Source organism: Georgenia sp. Z1491, from assembly GCF_057652395.1.
Genome location: NZ_CM172729.1, coordinates 993977 through 1020253, shown reverse-complemented (window position 1 = coordinate 1020253; position 26277 = coordinate 993977). Strand labels below are relative to the sequence as shown.

Here is a 26277-nt window from a genome sequence, read left to right as displayed (position 1 = left end):
GCGGCCGTGCGCCAGCCGGCGCGGTCCCGGCCCGGCCCGGCCCGGTGCGGCGCGGCAATCAGGGTGCCGGCGCACGGACCCGAATGCCCAGCTCCTCGGCCGCCTCTGCGAGGCGGATGTCATAGGTGACCAGGGCTTCGACGTCCAGGCGGATCGCGGCGGCCAGGTGCAGGGCGTCGAGAGAGCGCAGCGTCGCACCGGCCAGCAGCCCTGCCTCGCGGTAGAGGCTCGGCGGCAGATCGTGGAGGTCGACCCGGTCGAGGATCGATGACACTGCGGCCTGCGGCAGGTCGTGTCGGGTTGCGAACCGACGCAGCTCGGTCTCGAGGAGGTGCGTGGCTACCAGGCGGACCTCGGCATCGTCGGCCCACGCTGCAAGCGGGACGCTCTCGGGCTCCTCGACCAGCAGTTTGGCCGCTGCCGAGGTATCGAGATAGAACCTCGTCAACGCTCGCCCCGAAGGTCGTCGATCGAGTCGGCACTCGGGGTCGCGATCACGTGCCGGGGCAGGTGGGAGAACTCTCCGCGGATCGATGCCGGACGGTGCAGCGGCAGGGAGTCGGCGGCCTCGGCGATCGGGACCAGCCGCGCGACGGGCTTCCCCCGGTTCGTCACGGTGTACGACTCACCTGCCGCGACGGCATGCAGGACCTCGCCGCTGCGGTTGCGAAGGTCGCGGTGCGAGACGTTGGTGACCACAGGGAAAATGTAGCACCCGTAGCACCCGTAGCACCTTGCGCGTTCCTGTCGATCCCGCGTGCCGGTGAGCGGGCCGAGGCGGCCGGCGACACCGCGGCGCACCGCGACCGCGCCGCTCGACCGCCTCGACGCTGCGCTCGACGAGAAGGAGCGGGCCCTGACGCAGGGTCGTCACCAGCTGGTCGGTGATCGTGCCGGACAGGCCGTGCCGGACAGGTCACGCCGGGAGACGAGATATCAGCCAGCGCGGCGTCGCCCGGACGTAGGCGTCGTACTCGTCCCCGAAGAGCGACCGCAGCGCAGCCTCCTCGGCGGGGATCTGGACGCGGTCGATGACTGCCGTGAACAGACAGGCCGGTAGGACTGCCACCGGCGATCTCAGACTGAGCGCGTGAGCGACAAGGACTCCAGCCATGCCGAGGTACATGGGATTGCGGGTGAGACGGTTCGGTCCCGACGTGACCAACGAGCCGGCACCGATGGCGACCGGGTTGACTGTCGTGCGCCGGCGCCGGAACTCATGGATCGACCGGCCCATCAGCCAGGCCGATGCCGCCAGCAGAGCCGAAGCCCCGGCCCGCGTCGCTCCGGTCGCAACGCGCCTGCGAGCGATCAGCCGTTGCGCGCCGAACGCACCGATCATGAGCACGAGGGGCGGTATCCGGCCCTTCGGCGTCACCGGCACCTCGTCGGCACTCCCGTCAGCGCGCACAGCAGCCGTCCGTGCACGGGTCGGCCTCCTGCTCGCCGGACAGCACGGCGGCCGGCGCAGCGCAGCACGCGTTGCCCCGCCACGCCTCGACGCCCTCGCGGACGGCGACGGCGGCGATGACGAGCGCGACGACGGAGTCGGCCCAGGCCCAGCCGAGCAAGCTGTTGAGCACCAGTCCCACCAGGAGCGCCGCCGACAGGTACGTGCAGATCAGCGTCTGCTTGGAGTCGGCGACGGCGGAGGCCGACCCGAGCTCGCGTCCGGTGCGCCGCTCGAACCAGCTGAGGAACGGCATGACGGCGAGGCTGAGCGCCGCGATCGCGATACCGACCGGTGAGTGCTCCGGCTCGCGCGCCCCGAGCAGCGACAGTGCCGCATCGACCCCGACGTAGGCGGCCAGGGCGAAGAAGGACACGGCGATCACTCGCAGCGCGATCTTCTCGCGCCGCACGTGGTCCGGCACGGCGAACTGCCAGGCGACGGCCGCGGCGGAGAGCACCTCGACGAGAGAGTCGAGCCCGAACCCGATGAGCGCGGCCGACGAGGCCGCCCGACCGGCGAGCAGGGCGACGCCGGCCTCGATGACGTTCCAGCTGATCGTGATCGTGACGACGATCCGGATCCGCCGTCGCAGGATCTCGGTGCGGGCCGGGCTGAGCGCCGTGACCGTCACCGCGCCGCCTCGGGCTCGCAGCATCCCGGCACCGGGCACCGCGGGTCCACGCACGGGACACTCTCGTCGACGGCGAGTGTGACGTCGACCAGTGCCGTCAGCGCGGCGGCGATGTGCGGATCGGCGATCTCGTACCGGGTCTGCCGACCCTCGGGCTCGGCGACGACGATGCCGCAGCCGCGCAGGCAGGACAGGTGGTTCGACACGTTCGGACGCGTGAGGTCGAGGTCGCGGGCGAGGCGAGCCGGGTAGCCGGGCCCGTCGAGGAGCGCGAGCAGGATGCGGGACCGGGTCGGGTCCGCCATGGCCCGACCGAGCCGGTTCATCGCGTCCACCCGCGAAGCAATGGTCAGCATGCGCTGACCATACAGTGAGCGCTGACCTGAGGGGAAGAGGGCGACAACGGGGCAGACTGGGCCGATGAACGGGACATCGTCGTCGCGACCCACCGAACCGCGCAGGCCGGCCGCGGACGGCGCGCTCGAGGTCGCACCGACCGCGGGCGGACTCGACGCCCGCCGGGCGGAGGCGGCCGCGCGGCTCGCCGAGGTGGAGCAGGAGCTGGACGCCCTGCGCAGCGCACGCCGGGCAGGGTCCGACGACGACGAGCACGACCCGGAGGGCGAACCCCTGTCGGCGCAGTGGTCGCGGCTCGAGGGCCTGCGACGGATGCGGCTCGAGGCGCTGGCGGCGATCGACGACGCCCTCGCCCGCCGCGAGCGGGGCGAGGGCGGGCGGTGCACGGTCTGCGGGAACCCGATCCCGCCGGCACGGCTCGCGGTCCGGCCGGAGGCGACCACCTGCGTCGGGTGCGCGCGCTGAACCGAGAGCACGCCACCGGCGTCCTGGCCGGCTACTCCTAAGCCGTGCGCGGGACCTCCCCCTCGCGCAGCGGCCGCACACGCAGGGCCGATCGGGTGTCGGACCAGGAGACCTGGGAGACGGCGCGCCATCCGTACTCGGCCAGCTGGACCCACAGGGTGTCGCGGTTGACGTCGGTCCGGTTGCCCTTGGCGTAGACGATCCACACCGCGCCGACGTCGGTCAGCTCCTCGAGGTGGTCGGCGAGGACGGTGTCGACCGCCGCGCGGTCCTCGGTGAGCAGCACGGCGACGTCGGCCTCCGTCACCGGACCGGGCACGACCTCGTGGGCGCCGCGCAGCGCCTCGGGCAGGTCGTCCGACTCGGGCCAGGTCCACACGGTGGCGCCCGGCTTGGCCTGCAGCTTGCGCGCGAGCGCGGCGGCGTCAGTCATGGCTCGCCGCCGTCGTGCGCAGCGTGCGGGCGACCGCACGCAGGAGCGGCGTCGTCTTCTTCCAGCCGCCGCTGAGGAACACGCGGGCGAACTCGGCACCGAGGCCGGAGAAGCCCTCCTGGAGGAACTCGAAGCGGCAGGAGTCCGGCCCGGTCTCGACCACCTCGAACGTGACGATGGTGTCGATCGGCCCGCCCCGCCAGGACCAGCGCATGCGGTGCGGCGCCTCGATCTCGAGGACCTCGAGGTGGACGGTGCCGTCGAACATCGGCGCCGGCTCGGTCGTCATGGTGAACCGGTGGCCGACCTCGGGCCTGAAGTCGTTCGGCATCAGCCAGGTGGCCAGCAGCTCGGGCTCGGTCAGTGCGCGCCACAGCGTCGATGCCGGCACGTCGAAGTCCGCGGTCTTGTGGATGCGACTCATGTCTGGTCCTTCGTCTCGAGGTCGTCAAGGACGTGGCCGAGGAGGCTGATCCGCTCCGTCCAGAACCGGTCGAGCGAGGCGAGCCAGTCGGTCACCTCGCCCAACGGCCGGACCTGCAGGCTGTAGACGCGCTCCCGACCGTGCGTGCGGCTCACGACGAGCCCCACCTTCCGCAGCTCGCCGAGGTGCTCGGACACGGTGGACTGCGCCAGTCCGAGCGGCTCGACGAGGTCACGGACGGCCCGGTCCTCGGCGGCGAGCAGCGCGAGGATCTCGCGGCGCCGCGGGTGGGCGATCGCCGTGAACACGTCCGGCTGTGCCGTCGGCCTCCCCATGGCACGCATAATACATCGGTTGTTACCGATGAATCAAGGGTGCGCCGCATGGCCGTGCGGCGTGGCGGCCGAAACGTGCCGCACGGGGTGTCCTGCGCCGGACCCGGCACCGGCGCCAGGTCCGGAGCAGAGGCGGTCAATCGGCGCTACCGGCCAGCCAGTCGAGCACGTCGCGCGGGACCCGCGGGTCGCCGAAGAGCTGGACGTGCCCGACGCCGGGGTAGATCCGGTGGTCGGCCCCCGGGATGCCCTGGACTGTCGCCGTGAGCGCCTCGACGGGGAAGTAGCGGTCCGCCCCCCCGCCCAGGAGGAGGACGGGCGTGGCGATGCGGGCGAGCGTCTCGCGCGCGTCGTAGGCGACCTCCGCGGCGACCTCGACGAGAAGGTCGGACCTCGGGGTGCGCCCCCGCGCGAGCATCGCGCCCATCGCCCGCCCGGCGAGCGCGCGCACCCCGGGCAGGTCCGGGAGGTCGACGAGGAGCTCCACCAGCACCGCGTCGGCCTCGTGGGGATGTCCGGCACGATCGGCGGCGAGCAGCCGGCGGTCCAGGCTCTTCGCCCAGTCGCTCAGGGTGGCGGCGGCACCGACGACGACGAATCGATCGGCCACGCCCGGGTGGTCCGCCCCGAGGTGGAAGGCGATCATCCCGCCGAACGACTGCCCGAGGACGACGTCCGCGTGGCCCATCTCGTCGTCGATGAGACGCGCGTGGTCGGCGGCCATGTCCGCGACCGTGTGCCCGGGCGGCATGTGGCGCGGCCGGGTCGCCATCCACACCGTCCAGCCGGCCTCGACGTACGGCCACAGGCCCTTCTCCATCATCCGCCCGATGCCGCCGTCGGAGATCTCGCTGCCCGGGCCGCCCGGGATGACGAGCATCGTCCGCGGACCGTCGCCGAGGACGACGACGTCCATCCCGGTCGGAGTGGTGAAGGTCCGCCGCACGGCAGGCTCCGGCGGACCCGACCGCCGCCCGACCCGCGAGCGAGCCACGACTCCCCCGACGACGACGGCCGCGACGGCGGCTCCGATCAGCAGCGTGCGGCGGCTCGCCATGCGTGTCTCCTCAGGTCGGGTCCGGCCGGGTCGGCAGCGCCGTGGGGCACGGCGCGGACGGCACCCAGCGTGCGGCCCGGGGTCGGCACGGTCCACCGCAATTCCGACGGCGTCAGGGGTCGGGGCGGCCTCGCCACCCGTCCGACCCACCGGCGGGAGTGGGTATCCGGTGGGCACGCGTCACCAGGGCGAGCCGTACCTGACGAGGAGCACGACGGCGGACACCGCGGCAAGCAGGAGCAGGGTCACACCCATCGTCGGCCCGACGAGGCGGCTGGTCGCCACTGAGTCCCGGGCGAGCCGCGGGACGAGGACGGCGAGCGCCACCAGCTGGACGAGGCCGAGGACGGCGAGCGAGGCGTCGCCGAGGAAGAACGCGAGCGGGATGAAGTGCAGGGCGACGAAGACCGCCACCCACCAGGCCATCCAGCGCGTGCGGCGCACGCGCCAGAGCCACAGGCATCCGGCGCCCGCGAGGAGCACCTCGGCGGCGACGAGCGCCCCGAACCACGGGTATCGCCCCTCGAGCGCCGAGCCGCCGCCCCAGTGCACGGCGACGGACGCGCCGAAGGCGCCGGCCAGCACGAGGCCGAGCCCGGACCCGACGCCGAGGCGCCACCGCCAGCTCGCGGGCGGGTCCTCCTGGCCCCAGCCGAACCAGACGAAGGCCATGAGGCCGAACCAGGCGATCGTGAACGCGTGATCGCGCAGGTAGTCCGTCAGCATGCCCCTCCCCCGTCGGTGGTCGTGATCGCCCGAGGGTACTCAGGGCGCCGGAACGCGTCCGCCGGCGTAGAGCCGGGTCACCGCATCCACGAGCTCGGTGAGACCGCTCGGACGTGCATCGCGCCACCAGGCCAGGCGGACCGCTATTCGGGGCCCGTCCGTCACCGGCCGATAGGCGATGCCGGGCCGGGGATGGTGGTGCGCGGTGGCCTCGGCCGTGACGCCGACGGCGCGCCCGGCGGCGATCGTGTCGAGCCAGACGTCGACGTCGGACGTCTCGACGAGCTCGGGGCGGCCCCCTCCGTCGGGCCACAGGTCACGGGTCGTGGTACCGACGCGGGGGTCGACGGCCACCGTGCGTCCGGCGATCTCGGCCAGGGTCAGCCTGCGCCTCCTCGCCCAGCGCGCGTCGTCGTCCGCGTAGGCGACGAGGCGACGCTCCAGGCCGACGACGACGGACCCGAAGCGCTTCTCGTCGACGTCGCGGCGCACGACCGCGACGTCGCACAGCCCCTCGGCCAGTCCCGCCGTGGGCGACCTGTGGCGCACGAGCTCCAGCTCGATCTCTTGGTTCTCGCGAACCCAGGACCGCTGCAGCGTGGCCGTGTGGGCCCCGAGCGCGGCCCACGCGTACCCGAGGCGGAGCCGCTCGTGCCGCGTACGCAGGAGCTCCTCGAACCGGTCGGCCTCCGCGAGCACCCGGCGGGCGGGTGGGAGGAGCCGGCTGCCGGCCCCGGTCGGCTCGCAGCCCCGCGACACTCGGCGCAGCAGGCGGGTTCCCACGGTCCGTTCGAGGGAGGCGATCGTCCGGGAGACGGCGGCCTGGGACACGCCCAGCTCGATCGCGGCGTCCGTGAACGACCCCGCCTCGGCCGCGGCGACGAACACCCCCAGCTCGCGCAACGACCACTCCATGAGGAAAGCGTATGGCACGACCGCTCCATGCATGTGGTGGATCGGAACGGCCTTCCTAGCGTGACGGGCATGAGTCGGTCGTCGGTCGCAGATGCGCAGCAGGACCCCGCCCGCTCGTCAGCGACCGCGAGCCCGCGCCGGCGTGCGGCGGGGATCGCGACGATGCTCGGCAGCTCGGCCTCCAACCAGACGGGAGCCGCCCTCGGGGCGACGGCGTTCCCTGCGATCGGGCCCGTCGGGGTCGTCGCGGTTCGCCAGCTGGTCACGGCGGCGGTCCTGCTACCGACCGTCCGACCGCCGCTGCGCGGGCTGACGAGGGCCCAGTGGTCCCCGGTCCTCGGGCTCACGGTCGTGTTCAGCGTGATGAACCTCAGTCTGTACCTGGCCATCGAGCGCATCGGTCTGGGTCTGGCCGTCACGCTGGAGTTCCTCGGACCCCTGGCCGTGGCGATCGCCGGCTCGCGGCGGGCGCTCGACGTCGCCTGCGCGATCCTCGCGGGGGCGGGCGTCGTCGTACTCACGAGCCCGGGCCCGACGACGGACGTGCTCGGCATCGCGCTCGCTCTCGTCGCCGCCGTGGCGTGGGGGTCCTACATCCTGCTCAACCGCTCCGTGGGTCGGCGGCTGCCGGGACTCCACGGCACCGCGGTGGCAGCCGCCGTGACCGCGCTGGCGTGGCTCCCGGTGGCGGTGCTCTGGTTCGCCGCCCGTCCACCCACCGCGTCCGCGCTGCTGCTCGCGACCGCCTGCGGGCTGCTGTCGTCGATCGTCCCCTACGTCGCCGACCTGGAGGCCCTGCGCCGCGTCCCGGCGGCGCTGTTCGGGACGTTCACCTCGATCAACCCGGTCTGGGCGGCGCTCGCCGGGCTCGTCCTGCTGGGTGAGCAGCTCGCGGTGAACGAGTGGGCGGGTATCGCGCTCATCGTCCTCGGCAACGCGGTCGTCTCCGCACGTGGGCTGGGCCGATCGTCACGACGTCGGTGCGGCTAGCGCTGCCTGGCGACACCGGGGCCACGCGCAGCACCCCGGACCCGGCGCGACCACTCCCGGACCAGGGCCGAGACGACGTCCGGCTGTTCGAGGTGCACGTTGTGCCCGGCCCGGTCGAGAGTCGCGTAGGTCGCGGCCGCGTAGTGGTCGAGCAGCCCGAGCTGGTCGCGGTACCCGACCACGTGGTCCTGCCGGCCCGTGACGACGAGAGCGGGGCGGACGAACGGGGGTGACACCGCCTCCGGCACGTCGTCGAGGACGTACCGGGCCGCGAGCCGGGACATCGCCGTCGGGTCGGCGGACCGGATGCCCGGCAGCGCGTGGTCGCGGAACGCCAGCCACGACTCCGCCGTCTGGCGCGCGGCGATCCCGGTGAACTCTGCGCGGTCGTCAGCGGGCAGCGACGCGAGGAGCGCGTCGTCCCGTTCCACCACGAGACGGTCCGGCAGGGTGCGCCGGGCCGGGTCCGGGTCGACCACGGGCGCGATCAGCGCGATCCCGACCACCTGCTCGCCCAGCTGCGCAACGAGGTGCCGGGCGAGCAGCCCGCCGAGCGAGTTGGCGAGCAGGGCGAACGGAGCCGTCCCGACGAGCCCGCGGACCGCGTCGACGAGCCACCGCGCGAGGTCCGGCAGGTCGCCGTGGCCGGTCAGCGCGGGCGCGCCGCCGAACCCCGGGAGGTCGAGGTAGAGGCGTTCCCACCCGTCGTCGAAACACGGGTCGAGCGGCAGGAGCAGGCGATGATCCACGCCGTTGCCATGGATCGCCACCAACGGCATGCCGGTCCCGCGTCGCACCACGGACGCCTCGGGGTTCACGTGACTCCCTCCGGTCGGTGCGCGGCGGACGCCGGCACGGCGGGACGATACGCCGCGGCGTCGACATCGAGCAGCGACGCTCGCACTCCTGGCGGCCGGCGGCGGTCGCTCTGCGAGGTGGGTCGGCTCGGGCTCGCCACCGAGCGCAGCACGCGCGGTGTTCGGCGTCCGCCGCATCCGACGCCCTGACGGGGGCTGCTCAGCGGGCGTACGGCACGTCGCCGAGCGGGAGCGGCTCGGGGTTCCGCGTCACCCAATCGACCGCGAGCTCCGTGAGGCGCGCGAGGTCGGCGTCGGCGCCCCGGCCGGTGCGGGTCCGCTCGCCGAGGTCCCGCGCCTCGGCGAGGGCGTCCGGGGAGAGCGGTGCCTGAGTACCGATCGTGGTGACGACCGCATCGATCATCGCCCGGTAGTCGGGGCCCCAGTTCGCCCCACCGTTGCGGAACATCTCGTCGGCGACCTTGCCGGTGATGCGGATGACCTCCCCCTGACGGGTCGCCGCGGCCCCCGTCCCGGGCACGAGGAGCTCCCACAGCGCGGCGTGCTGCTCCCGCCAGCTGCCGGCCGGGACGACGATCGGGGAGGAGCCGTCGTGCATCACCCGCCTCGCGACGGGTTCGACGTCGAACATCGCGTACAGCTCACGCAGGGCCGCGTCGGTCTCGTCGACCTTGTCCGCGGCGAAGACATCGCGATAGTGCTCGAAGCTCGCGCCGATCCGCTCGACCCGGTCCCGCATCCCGTCAGTGACCGACGCCCCTCGTGCGACGAGCAGGCGGGCGATCGGCACGGCCTCGGTGACGGTCGCGTTCTCGACCCGACCGAGGGCCAGCTCCAGCAGCGTCGTCGGGTCCCAGCCGTCGCCGGAGACCGCCGCCCCGTACTCGGCGAGCAGCTCGGCGGCGCGGGCCCTCAGGAGGAGCACGGCATTCTGGAACGGGGTGCGGCCGTCCGTCCCGGTCGCCTCGATGTCCGCCCCGAGCGACAGCAGCAGCCCGATCTGCCGGACATGCCCCGGCATGGCGGACTGCGCCCGATCGGCCAGGGCCGTGCGACCCGCGGAGTCACGGGAGTCGACGTCGAGCCCCTGCTCGACGAGCCACACGATGAGCTCGTCGGGACAGTCCCGGAAGCCCAGGGCCGTCGACCTCCGGTACCCGCCGTACGCGTCGAGCTCGCAGGTGTCGTACACCGCGACGAGCTCCGTCAGCGATGCCGAGGTGAGCATCCGCTGGAAGTCCTTGGGGAGCGTCTTGCGCTTCCGTGCCATGCGCGTACACCTTTCCGTCGGCGGCTGTCGCAGGTCGTGGAGAGGCACGGTCCTCCAGCGACATGGTTCCCCCGCCCGACGCGCTCTCGCACGGAGTATCGCACCCGGTCATCGGTCCGGCAACGACGGCTCGGCCCGACACACTGGCTAGCCTCTCGGCATGGGTGACTCCCTGAGCACGGCGGACGACCTGGTCGACGCGCTGCACGGCGCGGCCGACGCCGGTGAGGTCTCTCGGATCCGCGCCCGCGTGGCCGACGACGAACCGGTCATCGGCGTCCGGATGGGCACGCTGTTCGACATCGCGAAGCGGGCCACCGACGTCCCGCGGACGGAGCTCGAGGCACTGTTTGCGCACCCTGCGTACGAGCCTCGCCTCGCCGCCTTCTGCATCCTGGACTTCCGCGCCCGACGACGCCTCGACGACGAGGGGCGGGCGGATCTCGCCGGCCTCTACCTCGACCACCACGATGCCGTCAGCACGTGGGACATGGTCGATCGCGCAGCGCCCCGCGTGCTCGGCTGGCCGGTCCTCGTCGGCGCGACCGCCTTCTCCGTCCTTCAGGACCTCACGCGATCGCGGGACCCCCTGAGGCGACGGTCGGCGATCACCGCCCCGCTGTGGTTCATCAAGAAGGGGTCCGATGCCGACGTCAGGCGCGGGCTCGAGATCGCCGACCGCCTCGCGGAGGACCGGCACCCACGCGTTGCCTCCGCCGTGACGATCTACCGCAAGCACGCGTCGGGTAAGAGGCGCGTCGTCGTCATGCGGTGCAAGCCGGTCGGCGTGTCCCTCGGCCTCGGCGGACCAGCCCTCGGCGCGCAACCACTCGCGCGGCTCGCGGGACGCTCCTACGAGAGCCTCGGCTTCGCCCGCATGGGGAAGCGCCAGGTCGGCGAGCTGTTCGAGGTCATCCTGTGGGAACGAGGCATCTAGAAGGTCCGACGCCGTGACCGTCGATACGGATCCTTCAGGGCCGGAGGACGTACCGCAGGGTCTCGACCACCTGGTCGGTGGTCGTGCACCAGGCCTGGGCCGCGGCGTCGACCTCCTTGAGCGCATGGATGATGTCCGCGTCGTGGAGCGTCACGTACGGCTTGCCGAGCGCGGCGCAGTAACCGGCGTCGAAGGCGGCGTTCCACTGCTTGTACTGATCCCCGAAGCGCACCACCACCAGGTCGCTCTGCTCGATGAGGGTGCGCGTGCGGATGGCGTTGACCTTGGCGGACCGGTGGTCGCGCCAGAACTGGCTGTCCGTCGGGCCCAGGTGGTCGCCGGCGGCGTCGCTCGCAGGGTGGTCGGTCACCGGGGCGGTGAAGGCGACGTCCAGGCCGGCGGCCTCCGCACCCCGCCGGATCTCATCACGCCACTCGGTGTGGATCTCGCCGGACAGGTAGACGGAAAAGCTCATCGTCGAAGACTCCTCGGGGGCGTGCGGTCGGGTGCGGCCCGCTCTCGTCCCCACCATGCCACGGGTTCGACACGAGGAGCCAACGCGGTCGATGCCCGGCTCTCCGCGCGGCGGTCCCACCTACGCCGCACGCGCGCCCCGACCCGTCAGCACCCGCACGGCACGGCACCAGATCACCGAGCCGACGAGCACCGGCACGAGCCAGGCCGCGAAGCACCAGATGACCACGACCGCACTGGTGACGAGGGGCGCGGATGTCGTGGGCACACCCCGATGTGGCGCTGGGTACGGTGCGGCCCATGGCGTGGACACGTGCTCAGGAGACCTTCATGAACGCCGCTCTGCGCAACCCGCAGCGCGGCGGGAAGCATGAGCTCGACGTCGCCACGAAGGTGCTGGAGCCCGACGAGGTCGTCTACGAGTACCTCCTCTGCGCACTCAAGGGCGACTCGTGGCCACTCCTGGTCGTCACCGACCGCCGCATCGTCCACACCGTCGACCGCATGGTCGCCTGGTGGCACGTGCGTGAGGAGGTGCCGGCCGCCCAGGTGGCCGGCGCCGAGCTCGAGCCCAAACTGCTCTCCTGGCGACTGCACGTGCACCGGCACGGCGGCGACCCGCTCACGGTCAAGGTCGCCGACCGCAAGTGGTCGGAGCACGTCGTCGCGCTCGTCAACCACCTCGCCGCCGGCGGTGCGCCGCCGCTGTGAGGCCTCAGGCACGACCGATGAGGCGGGCGACCGGGGCGACGGCGGACGGTGCGCGGTCTGCGGCCAGACCATCGCATCGGCCCGTCCCACAGGACATCGTCGACGCCGACAGCTATCTATGGTCGGCGACGAACTGTTCGACCGACCGCAGCCGGATCGTGTCGCTCGCCCGATCCGCGAAGCTCTCGTGATCCGCAACGAGCACGGGCGCCACGATCAGGTCGTCGGAGTCCAGGTCGAGCGTGACGAGTCGCGCGCCGTTGACGGTCAGCCACTCATCGAACTTCTGCACCCCGTCGGGCACGGTCATCGTGGCCTTCCACGGCACGCGACCCGGAACCGGGATGCCCAGATCGCGACACGCCGACTTCAGCAGCTCACCGGTCTCCTCGGGCACCACGCCCTTCCAGTCGATGACGAGCACGGTCCCCGCCTCGACCGCGGCATCGAGGAGCGCGTGGTCGGTCGTCGCGCCCAGCGGGCCACCGCCGACCGGCGTCAGCAGCGCGGCCAGGTCGTCGCGCGACACGGTCCCGGACAGCTCGACCGGCTCGCGGGCCACCTCCGGTTCGATGACTCTCGGCGGCTTGGGCTTCTTCCACGGACCGGGCAACCGGATGTCATCACCCAGACGCGGGAGCCCCGCCTCACGCGCGTGATCGGCGAGATCGACGGGGTACTCCGGCACGTCACGCACCGGCCCGTCGTCGAGCCCGTACGCCTGCGCCAGAACGACCGCCTCGAACACCCACTCACCGGTGAAGAACTCACTGGTGGGTGGAATCAGCCGGCGGACCTTCTCGTTGTCCGCGCGCCAACGTCGCACATAGCGCTCGAACGCGACCTGTCGGCGACCACGCGTCGCGCTTCCGACCTTCAACCACCCCTCGTACGCCCGCGACAGGGTGTCGTTCTCGCTCACCGGCCGCGGAACCCCCTGGATGACCGCGAGCGCATCGAGGACGCGCGAAGGCAGCGCCGCCACCGAGGGATGTGACAGCACGGTCGTCGCGACATCCGCGCGGCCGAGGCTCGTCGCGATCAGAGCACAATCAATCGCCCCCCGGTGTATGTCCCTGTCCTGGAACACCGCCCGGAGGTTCGGATCTGCCCCGGCCATCAGGGTCTGCAGCCGCAACGAGAGCAGCAGGTCGTCACGCCATGCGTCACACAGGTCCGCCGCCAGCTCCGGAACCGGCACCCCCGCCGCATAGCACCGGCTGAAGTACGTCACGTAACCACGGCACAGACCGGGCGCATCCCCCACCGATCCCCTCAGCGCCGCAGCTCCGGAGGCAGGATCCGCATCGATCCGCGCCAGGGACTCGATGACTCCCTGACGGTCCCGGTCGATCCACTCACGTTGCCTCGCCAGGCTGTTCTCGAGCTCGTCGAGGTCGATGCGGTCGTCGCGAACGGCGTGTCCCACGAGTCAACCCCCATGACTTAAGGCGTGATCGCCACGAACCCTACAGCGCTGCTCCGCACTCATGTCGGCGAGCAGTGCCCCCTCGCCTGCCTGGCGATGATGCCGCGGTCGCGGCGTGGCCAGGGGTCCTCGTCGACGCTCCTCGTACTCGCGGACGAGGTCCCACGAGGTCGATGCCACTGCCGACTGCGCCGCGGCATACGCCTTCCCCGCATCGAGGAGCACCGGGTCCGCGCCGTGGGAGATGAGCGTGTGCGTGCTGTCCCCGGGGGAGGTCTCGAACACGGCGTCGACCTCGCCCTCGTCGCCGTACAGAACCGATTCCAGCAGTCGGACCGCCGCTGGTTCGTCCATACGACCCATGCTTCCTGCCGCGTAGCACAGCGGCAGCAGAGCAGCGCGCAGCAGCACGTGTCGAGGCAGGTCCTCCCGGATCCGCGCGACGTGCGCCTCGGAGAAGGGGATGGTGAACCGCCGAGCGTCGCCGAGAGCATCGGCGCCGCCGATGATCTCCAGACGCAGCCGTCCGTCCTCGCGCAGCACGTCGGGCAACCAGCGGCCACGAGCGAACACGACCTCGGTCATGACGCCAACGTACTCGGGTCCGTCACGGATGACCGACTGAGGACGCTGCTCCCACCACGCGATGGACGCGGGTCTGCGACCTGGGATGTCGTTCAGCGCAAGGGCGGCTCGGGGTGCTGGGGGGCAGCGTCCTGAGGTGGCGTACGCGCGAAAGGTGTGCACCTCCTCGGGTGCAGCAGACCGGACTCCATGCACGACCTGTCAGGTGGAGCCCGATGCCGAACCCGGCACCGGGTCGTCCGCGGCGTCGTGAACGAGACGTCGAAGTGTCTGCACGACACCGAGCGTCCGGTGTCGTTCCCGGGACCAGTCCACCCGGACCCGCCCGAGGTACTCCTCCCTGGCGAGCGCCAGCAGACCGGCCCCAGCTTCATCCAGGCGATGGCGAATCCGCTCAGCAGCATCGCGCTTCGGAAGCAGCTGTCCCGATTCAGCCGTCACGGCCATCCGCGCCAGGGTCAGCAGGACGTTGCGCTCGTCGCCGACCAGGCCGTCGAGCACGTCGGGGAGAAGATCGAGCTGAGCCTGCCGAAGCAGAGCAGGAGGGACGCGAGGCACGACGTCACGCAGCGACGCCCCCTGCAGCACCCGGTGCGCACCCAGCGCTGCGGACAGGAGGACCACCACATCCGGATCACGCTCCGGCACGGGAACGACGCCGTCGACGAGCTCGCTGCGCATCCATTCCCCGAACTGGAAGTCGCGACGCGGCTGCTCAGTCAAGGGGACCACGTCGTCCACGACCACGCTGGTCACTTCCAACGGCCGACGGTCGACGACCGCGGGGAACTCGCCCTCGTGCCCACTCCACCCCGAGACGTCGAGCAGGAGCGAGACCAACGGGGCCCGCTCCGCTGTGGTCAGCGATCTGCGGGTGAGGACGAGCAGGTCGACATCGCTGTCGGGATACAGCCCGGTCGTCGCACCCGAGCCACAGAGGTACACGCCGACCACGCCGCCGGGGTCCTGGCTGCGCAGATGACCGAGTACGGATCGGATGAGATCGTCGTCCACCGCGACGGGGCTACTGCTCACGCCACCTCCAGAGGCACCATCGCGGCGATCTGATCCACGGGCGCACACTCTCCCTCGGAGAGTCCGAGAAGGGGCGTGCCAGCCTCAGCCGACCACCGAGCGGATGATCTCCGCAATGCGCTTCTCCGTGTGCGCGTCCACCGCCTCGAAGTACCAGGCGGCCGGCATCAGCGTCCCGTCGGCGCCTCCCGCCGGCCGGTGGTCGACCTTCTCGGTGAGCGCGAGGTTCAATCGCTCGTCGTTGCGCAGCGTCACGAGTGCGGGAGTGCTCGCCGACATCGCATAAGCGGGCATTCCGTACCAGATCCGCGGCTTGAGATCGGGGGCGGCAGTCACGATGATGTCGTGCACACGCCGCACGATCGACCGCTCCTCCATGCTTGAGATCCTGTCGATGACCTGAGTCAGGTTCTTCTCGTCCTTCGACGACATGTCATGTCCTTTCGTGGCCGATGTCGCATCGGCGGAATGAAGTTGGCGCATCGTGCGCCGCACCCCATCCGGACATGTCCTGAGCGTCTCAGGCCTCTCCGCGATGATTCACGTGTCCTCACGTGGAAGCGCAGTCGGTGGCATGCCACCGAGCGGCAAAGGTACCTGCCCTCGAGTCAGCGGGTCCAGTCCGATTCGTTGCGCGCGGGCTCCGCTGCTCGTCAGGGATCAGGCCGTCGTGCGCGACGACACGGATCGTCGGGCTCGAACGAATACAACCGCCCCGCTCACCGCGTGTCGTCCCACCTTCGGTTCGCTCATCTGCGAGACCGGTCAGACGTTGAACCGGAATTCCACCACGTTCGGGTCTGCTGCACGGATAGGTGACACCTGATCTGTGGTGCCGGAAGGTGCTGCTGGAAGGATGTCGATCGTGCCCAGACCTCATCCCAAGGAGTTCCGCGACGATGTCGTGGCCGTGGCCCGCCGCGGGGACGCTCCGATCAAGGACATCGCCAAAGACTTCGGGATCAGCGAGTCCTGCCTGCGTAACTGGCTACAGGCCGCCGATGTCGAGGACGGCAACCGCCCCGGCGTGACCCGGAGCGAGTCGGCCGAGCTGCGCGAAGCGAAGAAGCGTGTCCGCCTGCTCGAGCAGGAGAACGAGGTCCTGCGCCGCGCAGCGGCCTACCTCTCTCAGGCGAACCTGTCGGGGAAATGAGGCTCTTCACAATCGAGGGTGTAGTGCCGTGAGGGGGCGGGGTGGCGCGTCGGTGCCTGGGTAGGGGTCGAGGTCTTCCGATGATGGGGGTTCCTACGCCTCCCATCGGGAAGACCTCGACGTGTCTGACGCTACCTTCGCCTGCCCGGACCTGACCACGTTCGCTCGGCTCGACGAGCTTGGCCTCGAGGCCGTCGGGCAGTGTCTCGAGCCCGATCGTGCGGTGATCGCCTGCCGCGTCGTCGAGCCCGATCAGTGGTGCCGGTGCTGCGGCTGCGAGGGCGTCCCGCGTGACACGGTGACCCGCGAGCTGGCCCATGAGCCGTTGGGTTGGCGCCCCACGACGCTGCTTGTCACGGTGCGTCGCTATCGGTGCACTGGGTGCGGGCACGTGTGGCGCCAGGACACCACCGCGGCTGCGGAGCCGCGAGCTCGGCTCTCCCGCCGCGGGCTCCGGTGGGCGCTGGAGGCCGTCGTGGTCCAGCACCTCACGGTCGCTCGGGTCGCCGAGGGGCTCGGGGTCTCGTGGAACACCGCCAACGCCGCGGTCCTGACCGAAGGACACCGGGCATTGATCAACGACCCGGCCCGGTTCGACGGCGTGCAGGTCCTGGGGGTCGATGAGCATGTGTGGCGCCACACCAGGCGCGGCGATCGGTACGTCACCGTCATCATCGACCTGACCCCGATCCGTGACGGGACAGGGCCGGCCAGGCTCCTGGAGATGGTCGCGGGCCGTTCGAAGCAGGCGTTCACGACGTGGCTCGCCGGCCGCCCTCAGGCCTGGCGAGACGGCGTGGAGGTCGTCGCGATGGATGGGTTCTCCGGCTTCAAGACCGCAACCACCGAAGAGCTGCCCGACGCGGTCGCTGTCCTGGATCCGTTCCACGTGGTCCGTCTCGCCGGCGAGGCACTCGATGACGCCCGGCGCCGTGTCCAGCAGGACACTCATGGGCATCGGGGCCGTTCCGGGGACCCGCTCTACGCCGCCCGCCGGACGTTGCACACCGGTCTGGGCCTGCTCACCGAGAGACAGCACCAGCGCCTGAACAGACTGTTCGCCGGCGACACGCACGTCGAGGTCGAGGCCACCTGGGCCGTCTACCAGCAGATGGTCACTGCCTACCGCGAGCCCGACCGGGCTCGCGGTCGCGTCTTGATGACTCAGCTGATCGACTCGCTCAGCCGGGGTGTCCCGGCGGTGCTGGCCGAGATCCGTCGGCTCGGCCGGACCCTCAAACGTCGGGCCGCTGACGTGCTGGCCTACTTCGACCGGCCCGGCACGAGCAACGGTCCCACGGAGGCCATCAACGGGCGGCTCGAGCACCTGCGCGGCTCCGCCCTGGGCTTCCGCAACCTCACCAACTACATCGCCCGCGCGCTCCTCGAGACCGGCGGCTTCAGACCCCAACTACACCCTCGATTGTGAAGAGCCCGATATCACCGAGCACCCCACCGGTGAGGGCAAGATCTATCTCTGCGCGGTCAAGGACGTCTACTCGGGACGGATCGTGGGGTACTCGATCAGCGATCGCATGAAGACCCGCCTCGCGGTCGACGCTCTGGTATCGGGGGTCTCCCGCCGCGGCGGTGATGTCGCCGGTTGCGTTGTGCATTCGGACCGCGGCTCCCAATTCAGGTCGCGCCGATTCCTGGCCGCCCTACGCTGCCACGACCTCGTGGGCTCGATGGGCCAGGTCGCCTCCGCGGGGGACAACGCCGCGATGGAGTCCTTCTTCTCGCTCCTGCAGAAGAACGTCCTGAACCGCCGTCGTTGGGCCACTCGGGCCGAGCTGCGGATCGCGATCGTGACCTGGATCGAACGGACTTACCACCGCCGAAGGCGACAGGACCGGCTCGGTCGCCTGACCCCCATCGAGTACGAGACCATCATGACCACTCAGATCGCACTCGCGGCCTGAGAACACCTGTCACGTATCCGTGCAGCAGACCCGTTCGAGGCCGGACGAAAGCGATGGTCATCGGAAGGTCTGTACCAGCCGTATGACGCCTTCGCCGCCGGCGAGCCATGCCGCGCGTGCCACCGAGCACTGCGCGATGTGGAAGGCATGGCCGAAGAGCCGCCAACACTCGACGCCGTGTCCGACGACGACGCCTTCCGCTCAGCACACACGGCGTGCGGGTTCGGGTTCTGGAGGATTCAGGACTGCTCGACGGACCATTGCCATCGATGCTGCCCTCCACCACCGTTGAGCCCTCGCCAGATCGACGTTCTGCGCGAGCTCCTGTCCCCCGCCTCATCTGGCCCACTGTTCAGCTGGTACGTCGAGCTCACGTGCGAGCACGCCGAGTTCGTGACAACCGGTCGAGCAGACGAGCCTCCACACACAGCCCGATGCACGGAGTGCGACACGACGCGCGGCGTGATCGTCGCCGCTCGCAGCAGCAATCAGCGTGCCGACGACGCCTCGCCCGGGGCAGCTGAGAACACAGAGACAGCCAGTCCCCATTTTCAGCCGCTCACTGACGAGCAATGGCAACGGGTCGCGCGCATCGTGCAGCCGGAGAACCCAGCGCACCGCGGCCGCCCCAGTGCGGACGCACGCACCATCGTGAACGCTATCCGCTACCGCGCGCACTACGGCATCCCCTGGCGTGAGCTCCCACCGTCATTCGGGTCGTGGCAGACGGTGGCGCGTCGATATCGACAGCTCGTCACCGACGGCCGATGGGAGCAGATCATGCGAATGCTCGGCGAAACCTGATCATCGACGGCTGGCTCCGATTTTTGAGACGCGTCAGATATTGAGACAGCAGATTGACGCCTCGGCGAAACAGCAACGCCCCTGAGCATCGCTCGAAGAGTGCCAGCCCTTTGCCTTCGCGAAAGGAAGCAGGACAAGCCATCGGCCTCACAGCGTCCGCCGAGAGGGCCCCTATTGAGACAGCCAGCACGCAGTCCACCTGCGCGATCACGCGCCTCGACTTGTGTTCAGATGTTAGATCGGAACTGCCTAATGTATTGAAACTCGGGATCTGAGGGTGAATCTTCGTCTCGTAAAGTACGAAACCCCAGGTCAGAGGCTATTTCTAAACATTGAATCTGAATTCGACCACGTTATGGACACCACTACGATCAGTGGCACTCCAACTTGACCCCGCTTGACAGACTAGATAGGATCGCTTCAAGTCTTTGATCACCGCGACCGCAAGGTGTTCGAGGAGGGATCACCCCACGTGGGCTGTGGTGAGCAGCGCATAGTCAGCACCGGGTAGCGCCGGGAACCACGTCGAGATTGAGATACAGACGACCCGGCAGGGAGTGACTTCTCCCGTAAGGCACGGAGGCTCAACAGGGCCCAGTGGAGCATCGCGCACGGCGACCGGGAAAGTAGCCGGACAACTATTCCCCCGTCTCCGGACAGTTCAAGCTGTCTGGAGTTGCCATGGGGTACTCCCCGCCTCCTTCGTCCGATCTCACTCACTACATCACGCTCCAGGAAGCCGTCTCGCTCGGCTACGGCGCGTATCAGACCCTCCGGAAGTGGATCGCTGACGGTCGGCTGCCCGCCGTCAAGATCGGTTCCCGCATCAAGGTGCTGCGCACCGACCTCGACGCTCTCGCGGTCGCCGTCAGGCCTGCAACCTTCGAGGAGATCGAGGCCGCCGCAGAACGGCTCGCCGCCTCCGCTCCCCCGCTGAGCGACGCCCAGGTTCGTCGTCTCAGCACGATCTTCGGCGGTGCATCATGAGCGCCGCGGCTCCTGGCTGGGAACACCACGAGATCACCGATGGTGCACGGCACGGCATCGTCTTTGAGGTGCTCGTGCGGCGGCGCGCGCGAGCAGCGGTCAACGGTGGCGCGGGTGCGCCCAGCGACGCCTCGAACGGCGGGGCGAAGAGGTCTCAGACGCCCGCCACTGAGTGTGACGGTTCCGAACTGTCACACCTTTTCAACCCGTCCGAGACGCACGTTTCCCCTGGTCAGGAGGGCGATGGTCGGGCACGGTCATTAGCCCCTATGGGGAGCCCCGAGTTTCGACCGTGTGACCGTGGCTCTGCGACCGGCTGGGCGCCGCCTGCGCCGGAAGCCGTCGCAGGGGGCGTGTCGGTGCCTACGACCGCGTTCGGCGAGCTCCCGTCGGTGAAGGCGATGGGCACGGGCCGCGCCGGGATCGTCGTCGGATTCGACACCGAGTTCACGACCGTGGGCGGCGCTCGGGTCGTCGACTCTTACCAGCTCGCCGTACCTGATCCGCTCGACCCGTCGGTGATGGTCGAAGTCGTCATCCTGCCGCCGCTGGGCTCCGGCGCCCGCATCTCCCTGCACACGGCGCTGTGGACCGTAGTCGCAGCCGCTGAGCTGTGGCGCTCCCCTCTGGTGCCTACCGGGGTGGGTCCGCGCGGCGTGCCTCGCTCGGTGTTCTGGACGGACGACTGGGAGGAGCGCCGGGAGGCGCTGGCGAAGCTGAGGGTTCCCCTCGTCCTCGCCTGCCACTACGGCTCTGCCGACCTGACGACGTTCCGCTCGGGTGGTCAGTCCCGGGAGCTGGACCCCCTCGTCCGCCTGACCTCGGCGGCCGGTGGCCTCGTGACTCTCCTGCCGTTTCGCTCGCAGCGCGGCAACGAGAACGGGCATTGGTGGCAGAGCCTGTCAGTGACCGTGCGCGACACCATGTCGCAGGCTCCGGCAGGGAAGAAGACGCTGGCAGCGCTCGGCGAGGCGTGCGGAGTCGCGAAGCTCGACGTGCCGGATGGCTGGATCTCCAGGATGACCGACTATCGCCGTGAACACCTCGCGGAGTTCCTGGAGTACGGCGTCAACGACGCGGTGATCGTCGTCGAGTACCTCGCCCGACTGTGGGGCGACGGCACCGTTCCGCCGATCACTCTCAGCGGTGGTGCTGCCGCTGCCCTCGTCAACTCGGGCAGTGCCTACCTCGGTGCCTCCACTCCGGCCGAGTTCCGTCGGCTGTTCGCCGGGCTGGTGGACGAGGACGAGGGTGTCGAGGCCGTCGAGGAGGGCGACCGCCTGAGCTTCTACGCGAAGCGTGGACGGAACCCGCTGGACGGCGCTGCTGCTCAGCTGTCGTCGGCGTTCGCCCGTGCCTACCACGGTGGTCTCAACAGCTGCCCGATGCCTGGCTACAACCCGGTACCGACCGTGGACATCGACGCACAGAACGCATACCCGACGGCGATGGCGCTGGTCCGTGACATCGACTGGGAGGCCGGTGCTATCGAGGAAGTCGTGCATGAGCGGGTCCTCTCCGTTGATGACGTGCCGACGGCCACGACGCCCTTCGTCGGGTTCGTGTCCTTCACGTTCCCGACCGACGTGCTGCACCCGTGCCTGCCCATCGTCGCCGACGGGACGCTCATCTACCCGCGCACATCCGAGGGTGTCGCCGGGACATGGGTGTGCGGCCCGGAGCTGTGGCTCGCGCTCACCCTGGGTGCTGAGGTGCACTGCCAGATCGGCTATCTCGGCCGTGAGCGGCAGCACGACGGTGGCCCGAGCTTCTCCCTCCGGCATGGCGTCAAGCAGCTCATCGACGACCGCAACGCCGCCAAGACCTTGTTCGGCAAGGGATCTCTGGAAGAGCAGACCCTCAAGACCGGCGTGAACAGCATCTATGGGAAGACGGCGCAGGACGTGGCTGAGCAGCGGTCCTGGGATGCACGTGCGCAGGAGATGGACAACGTCGGCGGTTCCGCCGTGTCCAGCCCCTACCACGCGGCCACCACCACGTCACTGGTGCGGGCGCAGCTGCTGGCGACGATGAACCAGCTGAGCGAGAACGGTAGGGATGTCTACTCGGTGACGACCGACGGTTTCATCACGGACGCCACCGTGGACGAGGTCGCTGCCCTCGACCTTTACGGTCTGGAAGAGGTGCTCGGCGATGCCCGGGTTGCCCTGACCGGGGACGCGTCCATCTGGGAGACCAAGCACGCGCAGTCCGACCTGGTGAACTTCACGACGCGCGGGAACGTCTCTCTCGACCTCGGCGGCGTATGCGCTCACAACGGGCTCAAGGCCCCGAAAGATGTTGTCCCTGACAGTACCGAGGATCGCGAGCTGTTGCTGGCCTCCGTCGTGAGCAGGGAAGGTCGGGTTCCCAACGGGTACACGCGGTTCCCGTCGTTCCAGGAGTTGTCACGCAAGGAGGACCGGAAGGACTTCCTGCCGTCCTGGGTCGAGCGCTCGGTCAGCATGGACTACGACCTCAAGCGCCAGCCCGTCATGTCCTCCATGACACCCGAGATGGTGCCCCTGCCGGACGGCTCGGTTGAGGAGATGGCGACCTTCACCACGCAGCCGTGGGAGCGGGTCGAGGACTGCCTGCGCGCTCGCCAGATCGCCCGCGACATGGCCGACACCGGATGCCTGCGCACCGTCGCTGAGTGGCGCGACTGGAACCTGAAGTGCACGCACGGTAAGGGCCGCCGCATCAGTACCCCGCAGCGCGCGGTGCTGATGTCCATCGTCATGGCTCATCGCCAGGGCGTGGCCACCATCCCGACTCTCGGTGACCGTTCGCTGTCCATCGCCGAGCGGCTCGACTGGCTCGGCGAGTGGGGGCTCGGCACCGTCTCGCGCGGTGACTGGGACAACGCCCGCCGGCCCGAGCGGGCGTCCCAGATGCTCCCCATCGACACGCTCGACCCGTATCTCGGCCGGATGACGTCCATGGCGTCCGGCGAACATCCCACGGACGCCGACCGGCTCCCGTACTGACCAACTCAACTACCCGAAAGGAACGACCATGAACACCGACGACCAGATGCTCGTCGACCTGATGAAGGACATTCAGGACAGGGGCGCCGCGCGCGTCGCGCTGACGGACTGGCTCATCAGCGGACGCGCACCCGGCGACGCCTGGCGGGCCCGCGACCCCCGGCGCACCACGATCGAGGGCTCCCTGCGCTCTGAGGCACTCGTGCTTGGCGCAGCGCTCGACCTGCTCCGCGAGGACGTGCAGGAAGCACGAGACGAAGGCCTGCCCGAAGACACGATCATCGCTGCCCTCGACCTCCCGTCCGAGATCGCGTCGCTTGCCCTCGGAGAGGGCCACCCTCTCAACGGGAAGGAGAACTGACCATGAGCAACAAGACCACGACCAACCTCGACGAGCTGATCGAGCAGGAGCGCCGCCGTGCGTCCGAGCGCATCGCCAAGCTCAAGCGTGCTGCCGCCGCCGAGCAGCGCCGCATCGACGGGAAGGTCATCGATCTGCTGCGCGACCAGAACCCCGACCTCTACGACCGGCTCTCCCAGGAGGCAAGCGAAGCTCTGATGGCAGAGAAGACGAAGCGGTCGAGGCGTGCGAAGAAGGCGGCATCGTCCGCGGGCGCAGTGAACGACGGGACTGCCTCGCAGACCGTTGATCCCAAGCATGAGGAGGTAGGACCGTGGAACGGCTGACGACTCCGCTCCGGGACCTGCGCCCGCGACCCGGGACCCCTCCGCCCGCAGGGAGCGCAGCGCCCGAGGACGGAGGCCAGCGGTTCTTGGGAGACATGAGCGCCAGCGAATTGTCGGACAAGAACCCTGCTGGCCGTCTTCCGTACCCCCCGGAGAGCGAGCCCGACTCCCCAAGCAGCGCTGGTCGGGCTCGTGCGGAGGGGTGTGCGGAAGACCCGGCCCTGGCAGCGGAGAAGCACCACGACTCCCAGGTGAACACCGGTCGTGGTGCTGCGCAGAGGACAGGGTCGGCCGAGGCTCCGGCGGAGCCCCGGAACAGCCGTCGTCGGGAGGTCTCTCTCGACGTGCGGCTGACGGTGGCTGATCGCGATGCGATCCGCCGCCGTGCCCACGTGCTCAGCGTCAAGCCGAGCGCATGGGCTCGTGCCGTCATGCTCGACGCGCTGGACTCGAGGTCCTCGAAAGTCGATCAGCTGGAAAACAACGCGGGAGTGAAGGAGACGGCGCCTACGTCTCTTGCTCCGGCAGTAGAGCAGCTGCGTCGAGTAGGTGTGAACCTGAACCAGGCGCTCCGCAAGGGTGCTGCCGTCGATGACAGTCTCCTTCACGCGGTGATGGTTGCGGTGGACGAGGTGCGTGCCTCGCTCGGCGATCGGACACGGGTATGAGCACTGTGAACGTCCGCCCCTCGACCAACGCTTCAGGAGCCGTTGGGTACATCCTCTACGGGCGTGACCCTGAGGTGCGAAAGGAGCTCCTCAAGGTCGGATCGACACGTGCAGCCGCGTATGCGATGTCCATGGTCGACGGCGGGACGACCCCGTCGGAGTTCATAGCGTGTGCCGAGGCGCACGCCGCTGCTCATGGTCGGACGAACCAGCTTCAGAGCTATGTGCTGGCGTTCCACCCCGACGAGTTCGACGTGACCTCGCAAGCCGACCTTGAGCGCATCCGGGACGTGGCAGTCGAACTCGCCGAACGCATGCACAGCGCTGACTACATGGTCGCGGTGCACTCTGACTCTGCCGGAGGCCATGGGCACGCGCACATCCTGGTCATCAACCACGACAACCTCACCGGTAAGAGCCTCCAGCGGTACACATCGTGGAAGCACGGACTGCGCCAGCTGAACGACGAGCTGATGGCAGACGAGGGCCTGCGGGTGCTCCCCGATCCCGAGGAACCGAAGCCCGACTGGGAGCTGCGCCGCGAGGCCTTCTCTCCGGGCGGGTTCGAGCAGGTCCTCGGCGACAAGGTCTACGACGCACTGACCGACTCACGCTCGACGAATCGCGAGGCGTTCGAGCATGTTCTCGCCGGGCACGGGGTCACGCTGGCGGTGACGAACCGCGACGGCTGGAGTTACAAGATGCGCCGGGATGACAACGGGAAGCTTGGACGGAAGAAGGCCTCGGCGCTGACACCCGAATTCACCGCCGAAGGTGCTCAAGAGATCTTCGACTATCACGCACAGAAGGGACAGGCTCATGGGAGCGCTGGACAGGATCAAGCAGGCCGACGAGCAGCAGAAGACTACGGAGCTCCTGGAGGCCTTGATCTCACAGCACGACACCGACATGCAGCAGATCGCGAAGCTGACGAAGACCGTCGCCGACCTGACCGAGTACGTGAAGGTGATGGACGAGGAGCAGATGACGCGGCTGGATCGCCTGTCGACCTCGCGGCAGCACGAGCTTCCCTCCACGCTGCCGCTCGACGCCGAGACGAAGAAGCGGCTGAACGAGATCGAGAAGACGCTGAGCGCCGTCGCGCAGCAGCTGAGCAGCAACGAGGTCGTGAAGCTGCCCGACGGGTCCTCGGTAACCCGGGAGGACCTGGCCGCATACACGATGACGCAGAAGATCAGCGAGGAGCTGAAGACGACGACTTCAGCCTCGGCTGACCTCGCCGAGGCCGTCCGTAAGCGCGGCAACGTCCGTATCGACACGGACAAGCTCACCGAGCACGCTGTGAAGGTGCTTGATCAATGTCTGGCGAAGGCTGTCGAAGCTCCAGTCCAGAGGGTCGAGCAGACCGTCGCGGGGCTCGAAGATCGGGTGGGCAGGCTCGGCACTGAGAAGCTCGCTGAGGTGACCGGCCGCGCCCACGAGGTGGTCGGTGCTGTCGGGCGGGCCGAGCGGCGAGTCGAGCGGCTCTCGGCGAAGGTCACCTGGACATCGGTCGGTCGTATGTGCCTTGCCCTCATCCCGTTCACTGTCGCGTTCATCATGCTCACGGGGATGGTCGGCGGGATCACGCAGGTGCTCGGCCTCGGGCCACTGCTCGGATGGGCCTGGGACTCGTTCGCCACCGCGAGCGCCTGGTGGGCGAAGGGACTCATCGCTCTCGCCGCCCTCGGCGGATGCGCTCTGTTCGGTTGGCTGCTCTGGTGGCTCGGGAAGAAGCTGTACGAGAGCTATCGTGGCTGGTAGCCGAGAGAAAGTGAGTGCCCCGTAGCCGAAGCTACGGGGCACTCTGAACTCAGTCGACTTCGGGGTCATCACCGAACAACTCGGCATCGGTGTCGTAGTACGCGAGAAGGTCCCGCTGCTGGCAGATCAGCTCGACGGTTGCCTTGTGCAGGGCGAGCAGGTCATGGAGGTGTGCCTCCTCATCGCTCATTTCGGGGTCGCCGATCCACCACCGAAACGACTCGGCGTGGCTGTCGGCGTTGGTCTCAGCGCTCATG

Annotated in this window: 32 protein-coding genes and 3 pseudogenes; 15 read left to right on the top strand and 20 right to left on the bottom strand. The window is 69.7% G+C overall.

Features of this window, described 5'->3' with window-relative positions:
• Nucleotides 1–58: 58 nt before the first annotated feature.
• The 5 genes from AC24HA_RS04820 to cmtR all read right to left on the bottom strand — a co-directional run bounded on the left by AC24HA_RS04820 (nucleotide 59) and on the right by cmtR (nucleotide 2440).
• Complete coding sequence (locus AC24HA_RS04820) at nucleotides 59–448, bottom strand: type II toxin-antitoxin system VapC family toxin (RefSeq protein WP_425709757.1); 390 nt, start codon at nucleotides 446–448, stop codon at nucleotides 59–61.
• Nucleotides 445–699: a type II toxin-antitoxin system Phd/YefM family antitoxin gene (locus tag AC24HA_RS04815; RefSeq protein WP_425709756.1), complete on the bottom strand. Its 255-nt coding sequence runs from the start codon at nucleotides 697–699 to the stop codon at nucleotides 445–447. Before AC24HA_RS04815 ends, AC24HA_RS04820 begins: the two co-directional genes overlap by 4 nt.
• A 217-nt stretch (nucleotides 700–916) precedes the next feature.
• Nucleotides 917–1378 (bottom strand): methyltransferase family protein, encoded by a 462-nt coding sequence (locus tag AC24HA_RS04810; protein ID WP_425709755.1) that lies wholly within the window; start codon nucleotides 1376–1378, stop codon nucleotides 917–919.
• 22 nt (nucleotides 1379–1400) lie between these two features.
• Nucleotides 1401–2108 carry a cation diffusion facilitator family transporter gene (locus AC24HA_RS04805; RefSeq protein WP_425709754.1) on the bottom strand — a complete coding sequence of 236 codons (708 nt, stop codon included), beginning with the start codon at nucleotides 2106–2108 and terminating at the stop codon, nucleotides 1401–1403.
• Entirely contained in the window at nucleotides 2081–2440 is a 360-nt protein-coding gene (cmtR, locus tag AC24HA_RS04800; protein ID WP_425709753.1) for a Cd(II)/Pb(II)-sensing metalloregulatory transcriptional regulator CmtR, read from the bottom strand. The genes AC24HA_RS04805 and cmtR overlap by 28 nt, the downstream gene beginning before the upstream one ends.
• A 64-nt stretch (nucleotides 2441–2504) precedes the next feature.
• Here cmtR and AC24HA_RS04795 point away from each other — a divergent pair, with 64 nt between their 5' ends.
• Nucleotides 2505–2906: a TraR/DksA family transcriptional regulator gene (locus tag AC24HA_RS04795; protein WP_425709752.1), complete on the top strand. Its 402-nt coding sequence runs from the start codon at nucleotides 2505–2507 to the stop codon at nucleotides 2904–2906.
• A gap of 37 nt (nucleotides 2907–2943) precedes the next feature.
• Here the strand turns inward: AC24HA_RS04795 and AC24HA_RS04790 are convergent, their stop codons facing one another.
• The 6 genes from AC24HA_RS04790 to AC24HA_RS04765 form a co-directional block, all read right to left on the bottom strand.
• Nucleotides 2944–3339: a hypothetical protein gene (locus AC24HA_RS04790; RefSeq protein ID WP_425709751.1), complete on the bottom strand. Its 396-nt coding sequence runs from the start codon at nucleotides 3337–3339 to the stop codon at nucleotides 2944–2946.
• Nucleotides 3332–3763 (bottom strand): SRPBCC family protein, encoded by a 432-nt coding sequence (locus AC24HA_RS04785; protein ID WP_425709750.1) that lies wholly within the window; start codon nucleotides 3761–3763, stop codon nucleotides 3332–3334. The genes AC24HA_RS04790 and AC24HA_RS04785 overlap by 8 nt, the downstream gene beginning before the upstream one ends.
• Nucleotides 3760–4098 carry an ArsR/SmtB family transcription factor gene (locus AC24HA_RS04780; protein ID WP_425709749.1) on the bottom strand — a complete coding sequence of 113 codons (339 nt, stop codon included), beginning with the start codon at nucleotides 4096–4098 and terminating at the stop codon, nucleotides 3760–3762. The genes AC24HA_RS04785 and AC24HA_RS04780 overlap by 4 nt, the downstream gene beginning before the upstream one ends.
• A gap of 136 nt (nucleotides 4099–4234) precedes the next feature.
• Nucleotides 4235–5155 (bottom strand): alpha/beta fold hydrolase, encoded by a 921-nt coding sequence (locus tag AC24HA_RS04775; protein WP_425709748.1) that lies wholly within the window; start codon nucleotides 5153–5155, stop codon nucleotides 4235–4237.
• Nucleotides 5156–5335: 180 nt separating this feature from the next.
• Nucleotides 5336–5881 (bottom strand): hypothetical protein, encoded by a 546-nt coding sequence (locus AC24HA_RS04770; protein ID WP_425709747.1) that lies wholly within the window; start codon nucleotides 5879–5881, stop codon nucleotides 5336–5338.
• Between the two features lie 39 nt (nucleotides 5882–5920).
• On the bottom strand, nucleotides 5921–6796 hold the full coding sequence (locus AC24HA_RS04765; protein ID WP_463648579.1) for a LysR family transcriptional regulator: 876 nt from the start codon (nucleotides 6794–6796) through the stop codon (nucleotides 5921–5923).
• A 69-nt stretch (nucleotides 6797–6865) separates the two neighbouring features.
• Here AC24HA_RS04765 and AC24HA_RS04760 point away from each other — a divergent pair, with 69 nt between their 5' ends.
• On the top strand, nucleotides 6866–7786 hold the full coding sequence (locus AC24HA_RS04760; RefSeq protein ID WP_425709745.1) for an EamA family transporter: 921 nt from the start codon (nucleotides 6866–6868) through the stop codon (nucleotides 7784–7786).
• Here AC24HA_RS04760 and AC24HA_RS04755 read toward each other — a convergent pair.
• Both AC24HA_RS04755 and AC24HA_RS04750 read right to left on the bottom strand, forming a co-directional pair.
• The gene (locus AC24HA_RS04755) at nucleotides 7783–8604 is read right to left on the bottom strand and encodes an alpha/beta fold hydrolase (protein ID WP_425709744.1); all 822 of its coding nucleotides are present in this window, start codon (nucleotides 8602–8604) and stop codon (nucleotides 7783–7785) included. The two genes, AC24HA_RS04760 and AC24HA_RS04755, sit on opposite strands and share 4 nt — an antisense overlap.
• A 199-nt stretch (nucleotides 8605–8803) precedes the next feature.
• Nucleotides 8804–9874 carry an ankyrin repeat domain-containing protein gene (locus tag AC24HA_RS04750; RefSeq protein WP_425709743.1) on the bottom strand — a complete coding sequence of 357 codons (1071 nt, stop codon included), beginning with the start codon at nucleotides 9872–9874 and terminating at the stop codon, nucleotides 8804–8806.
• 160 nt (nucleotides 9875–10034) lie between these two features.
• Here AC24HA_RS04750 and AC24HA_RS04745 point away from each other — a divergent pair, with 160 nt between their 5' ends.
• The gene (locus AC24HA_RS04745) at nucleotides 10035–10811 is read left to right on the top strand and encodes a DNA alkylation repair protein (RefSeq protein ID WP_425709742.1); all 777 of its coding nucleotides are present in this window, start codon (nucleotides 10035–10037) and stop codon (nucleotides 10809–10811) included.
• A gap of 34 nt (nucleotides 10812–10845) precedes the next feature.
• On the opposite strand, the gene AC24HA_RS04740 is transcribed toward AC24HA_RS04745, so the two are convergent.
• Entirely contained in the window at nucleotides 10846–11286 is a 441-nt protein-coding gene (locus AC24HA_RS04740) for a YtoQ family protein (RefSeq protein ID WP_425709741.1), read from the bottom strand.
• Between the two features lie 120 nt (nucleotides 11287–11406).
• The gene (locus AC24HA_RS04735; RefSeq protein ID WP_425709740.1) at nucleotides 11407–11553 is read right to left on the bottom strand and encodes a hypothetical protein; all 147 of its coding nucleotides are present in this window, start codon (nucleotides 11551–11553) and stop codon (nucleotides 11407–11409) included.
• A 32-nt stretch (nucleotides 11554–11585) separates the two neighbouring features.
• On the opposite strand from AC24HA_RS04735, the gene AC24HA_RS04730 reads away from it, so the two are divergent.
• Entirely contained in the window at nucleotides 11586–11996 is a 411-nt protein-coding gene (locus AC24HA_RS04730) for a hypothetical protein (RefSeq protein ID WP_425709739.1), read from the top strand.
• Nucleotides 11997–12108: 112 nt separating this feature from the next.
• Here AC24HA_RS04730 and AC24HA_RS04725 read toward each other — a convergent pair whose 3' ends face one another.
• The 4 genes from AC24HA_RS04725 to AC24HA_RS04710 all read right to left on the bottom strand — a co-directional run bounded on the left by AC24HA_RS04725 (nucleotide 12109) and on the right by AC24HA_RS04710 (nucleotide 15477).
• Nucleotides 12109–13425, bottom strand: a complete 1317-nt coding sequence (locus AC24HA_RS04725; RefSeq protein WP_425709738.1) for a DUF6630 family protein — start codon at nucleotides 13423–13425, stop codon at nucleotides 12109–12111.
• Between the two features lie 3 nt (nucleotides 13426–13428).
• Complete coding sequence (locus tag AC24HA_RS04720; RefSeq protein WP_425709737.1) at nucleotides 13429–14010, bottom strand: DUF6357 family protein; 582 nt, start codon at nucleotides 14008–14010, stop codon at nucleotides 13429–13431.
• A gap of 201 nt (nucleotides 14011–14211) precedes the next feature.
• The gene (locus tag AC24HA_RS04715; RefSeq protein ID WP_487563610.1) at nucleotides 14212–14766 is read right to left on the bottom strand and encodes an aminoglycoside adenylyltransferase domain-containing protein; all 555 of its coding nucleotides are present in this window, start codon (nucleotides 14764–14766) and stop codon (nucleotides 14212–14214) included.
• Nucleotides 14767–15129: 363 nt separating this feature from the next.
• A complete protein-coding gene (locus AC24HA_RS04710) occupies nucleotides 15130–15477 on the bottom strand; it encodes a DUF1801 domain-containing protein (RefSeq protein ID WP_425709735.1) in 348 nt (115 codons plus the stop codon).
• Nucleotides 15478–15910: 433 nt separating this feature from the next.
• On the opposite strand from AC24HA_RS04710, the pseudogene AC24HA_RS04705 reads away from it, so the two are divergent.
• From AC24HA_RS04705 to AC24HA_RS04655, 11 genes and pseudogenes are all read left to right on the top strand, one after another.
• Nucleotides 15911–16177, top strand: a pseudogene (locus AC24HA_RS04705) (transposase); the annotation flags it as partial.
• A gap of 142 nt (nucleotides 16178–16319) precedes the next feature.
• Nucleotides 16320–17627 carry an ISL3 family transposase gene (locus AC24HA_RS04700; protein WP_425709734.1) on the top strand — a complete coding sequence of 436 codons (1308 nt, stop codon included), beginning with the start codon at nucleotides 16320–16322 and terminating at the stop codon, nucleotides 17625–17627.
• A 7-nt stretch (nucleotides 17628–17634) separates the two neighbouring features.
• Nucleotides 17635–18120: pseudogene (locus AC24HA_RS04695) on the top strand (IS3 family transposase); the annotation flags it as partial.
• 462 nt (nucleotides 18121–18582) lie between these two features.
• The gene (locus AC24HA_RS04690) at nucleotides 18583–18924 is read left to right on the top strand and encodes a transposase (RefSeq protein ID WP_425709733.1); all 342 of its coding nucleotides are present in this window, start codon (nucleotides 18583–18585) and stop codon (nucleotides 18922–18924) included.
• Between the two features lie 681 nt (nucleotides 18925–19605).
• The gene (locus AC24HA_RS04685) at nucleotides 19606–19911 is read left to right on the top strand and encodes a helix-turn-helix domain-containing protein (RefSeq protein ID WP_242134952.1); all 306 of its coding nucleotides are present in this window, start codon (nucleotides 19606–19608) and stop codon (nucleotides 19909–19911) included.
• Nucleotides 19912–20270: 359 nt separating this feature from the next.
• The gene (locus AC24HA_RS04680; protein ID WP_487563585.1) at nucleotides 20271–22901 is read left to right on the top strand and encodes a DNA-directed DNA polymerase; all 2631 of its coding nucleotides are present in this window, start codon (nucleotides 20271–20273) and stop codon (nucleotides 22899–22901) included.
• A 28-nt stretch (nucleotides 22902–22929) separates the two neighbouring features.
• Nucleotides 22930–23262: a hypothetical protein gene (locus AC24HA_RS04675; RefSeq protein ID WP_242134957.1), complete on the top strand. Its 333-nt coding sequence runs from the start codon at nucleotides 22930–22932 to the stop codon at nucleotides 23260–23262.
• Between the two features lie 2 nt (nucleotides 23263–23264).
• Nucleotides 23265–23588 (top strand): hypothetical protein, encoded by a 324-nt coding sequence (locus tag AC24HA_RS04670; RefSeq protein ID WP_242134959.1) that lies wholly within the window; start codon nucleotides 23265–23267, stop codon nucleotides 23586–23588.
• 344 nt (nucleotides 23589–23932) lie between these two features.
• On the top strand, nucleotides 23933–24256 hold the full coding sequence (locus tag AC24HA_RS04665; RefSeq protein WP_487563584.1) for a hypothetical protein: 324 nt from the start codon (nucleotides 23933–23935) through the stop codon (nucleotides 24254–24256).
• Nucleotides 24253–24687, top strand: a pseudogene (locus AC24HA_RS04660) (relaxase/mobilization nuclease domain-containing protein); the annotation flags it as partial. The gene AC24HA_RS04665 and the pseudogene AC24HA_RS04660, both read left to right, overlap by 4 nt.
• Nucleotides 24688–25075: 388 nt before the next feature.
• Nucleotides 25076–26020, top strand: coding sequence for a hypothetical protein (locus tag AC24HA_RS04655; protein ID WP_242134968.1), 945 nt, complete (start codon nucleotides 25076–25078; stop codon nucleotides 26018–26020).
• A gap of 49 nt (nucleotides 26021–26069) precedes the next feature.
• Here the strand turns inward: AC24HA_RS04655 and AC24HA_RS04650 are convergent, their stop codons facing one another.
• Nucleotides 26070–26276, bottom strand: a complete 207-nt coding sequence (locus AC24HA_RS04650; protein WP_242134969.1) for a hypothetical protein — start codon at nucleotides 26274–26276, stop codon at nucleotides 26070–26072.
• Nucleotide 26277 lies beyond the last annotated feature (1 nt).

Coding starts and splice junctions, on each gene's coding strand:
- AC24HA_RS04745 (WP_425709742.1), top strand. CDS start 10,035: ATGGGTGACTCCCTGAGCACGGCGGACGACCTGGTCGACGCGCTGCAC.
- AC24HA_RS04685 (WP_242134952.1), top strand. CDS start 19,606: ATGGGGTACTCCCCGCCTCCTTCGTCCGATCTCACTCACTACATCACG.
- AC24HA_RS04710 (WP_425709735.1), bottom strand. CDS start 15,477: ATGTCGTCGAAGGACGAGAAGAACCTGACTCAGGTCATCGACAGGATC.
- AC24HA_RS04805 (WP_425709754.1), bottom strand. CDS start 2,108: ATGCTGCGAGCCCGAGGCGGCGCGGTGACGGTCACGGCGCTCAGCCCG.
- AC24HA_RS04760 (WP_425709745.1), top strand. CDS start 6,866: ATGAGTCGGTCGTCGGTCGCAGATGCGCAGCAGGACCCCGCCCGCTCG.
- AC24HA_RS04740 (WP_425709741.1), bottom strand. CDS start 11,286: ATGAGCTTTTCCGTCTACCTGTCCGGCGAGATCCACACCGAGTGGCGT.
- AC24HA_RS04775 (WP_425709748.1), bottom strand. CDS start 5,155: ATGGCGAGCCGCCGCACGCTGCTGATCGGAGCCGCCGTCGCGGCCGTC.
- AC24HA_RS04795 (WP_425709752.1), top strand. CDS start 2,505: ATGAACGGGACATCGTCGTCGCGACCCACCGAACCGCGCAGGCCGGCC.
- AC24HA_RS04790 (WP_425709751.1), bottom strand. CDS start 3,339: ATGACTGACGCCGCCGCGCTCGCGCGCAAGCTGCAGGCCAAGCCGGGC.
- AC24HA_RS04650 (WP_242134969.1), bottom strand. CDS start 26,276: ATGAGCGCTGAGACCAACGCCGACAGCCACGCCGAGTCGTTTCGGTGG.
- AC24HA_RS04655 (WP_242134968.1), top strand. CDS start 25,076: ATGGGAGCGCTGGACAGGATCAAGCAGGCCGACGAGCAGCAGAAGACT.
- AC24HA_RS04750 (WP_425709743.1), bottom strand. CDS start 9,874: ATGGCACGGAAGCGCAAGACGCTCCCCAAGGACTTCCAGCGGATGCTC.
- AC24HA_RS04770 (WP_425709747.1), bottom strand. CDS start 5,881: ATGCTGACGGACTACCTGCGCGATCACGCGTTCACGATCGCCTGGTTC.
- AC24HA_RS04675 (WP_242134957.1), top strand. CDS start 22,930: ATGAACACCGACGACCAGATGCTCGTCGACCTGATGAAGGACATTCAG.
- AC24HA_RS04785 (WP_425709750.1), bottom strand. CDS start 3,763: ATGAGTCGCATCCACAAGACCGCGGACTTCGACGTGCCGGCATCGACG.
- AC24HA_RS04730 (WP_425709739.1), top strand. CDS start 11,586: ATGGCGTGGACACGTGCTCAGGAGACCTTCATGAACGCCGCTCTGCGC.
- AC24HA_RS04720 (WP_425709737.1), bottom strand. CDS start 14,010: ATGACCGAGGTCGTGTTCGCTCGTGGCCGCTGGTTGCCCGACGTGCTG.
- AC24HA_RS04780 (WP_425709749.1), bottom strand. CDS start 4,098: ATGGGGAGGCCGACGGCACAGCCGGACGTGTTCACGGCGATCGCCCAC.
- AC24HA_RS04670 (WP_242134959.1), top strand. CDS start 23,265: ATGAGCAACAAGACCACGACCAACCTCGACGAGCTGATCGAGCAGGAG.
- AC24HA_RS04765 (WP_463648579.1), bottom strand. CDS start 6,796: ATGGAGTGGTCGTTGCGCGAGCTGGGGGTGTTCGTCGCCGCGGCCGAG.
- cmtR (WP_425709753.1), bottom strand. CDS start 2,440: ATGCTGACCATTGCTTCGCGGGTGGACGCGATGAACCGGCTCGGTCGG.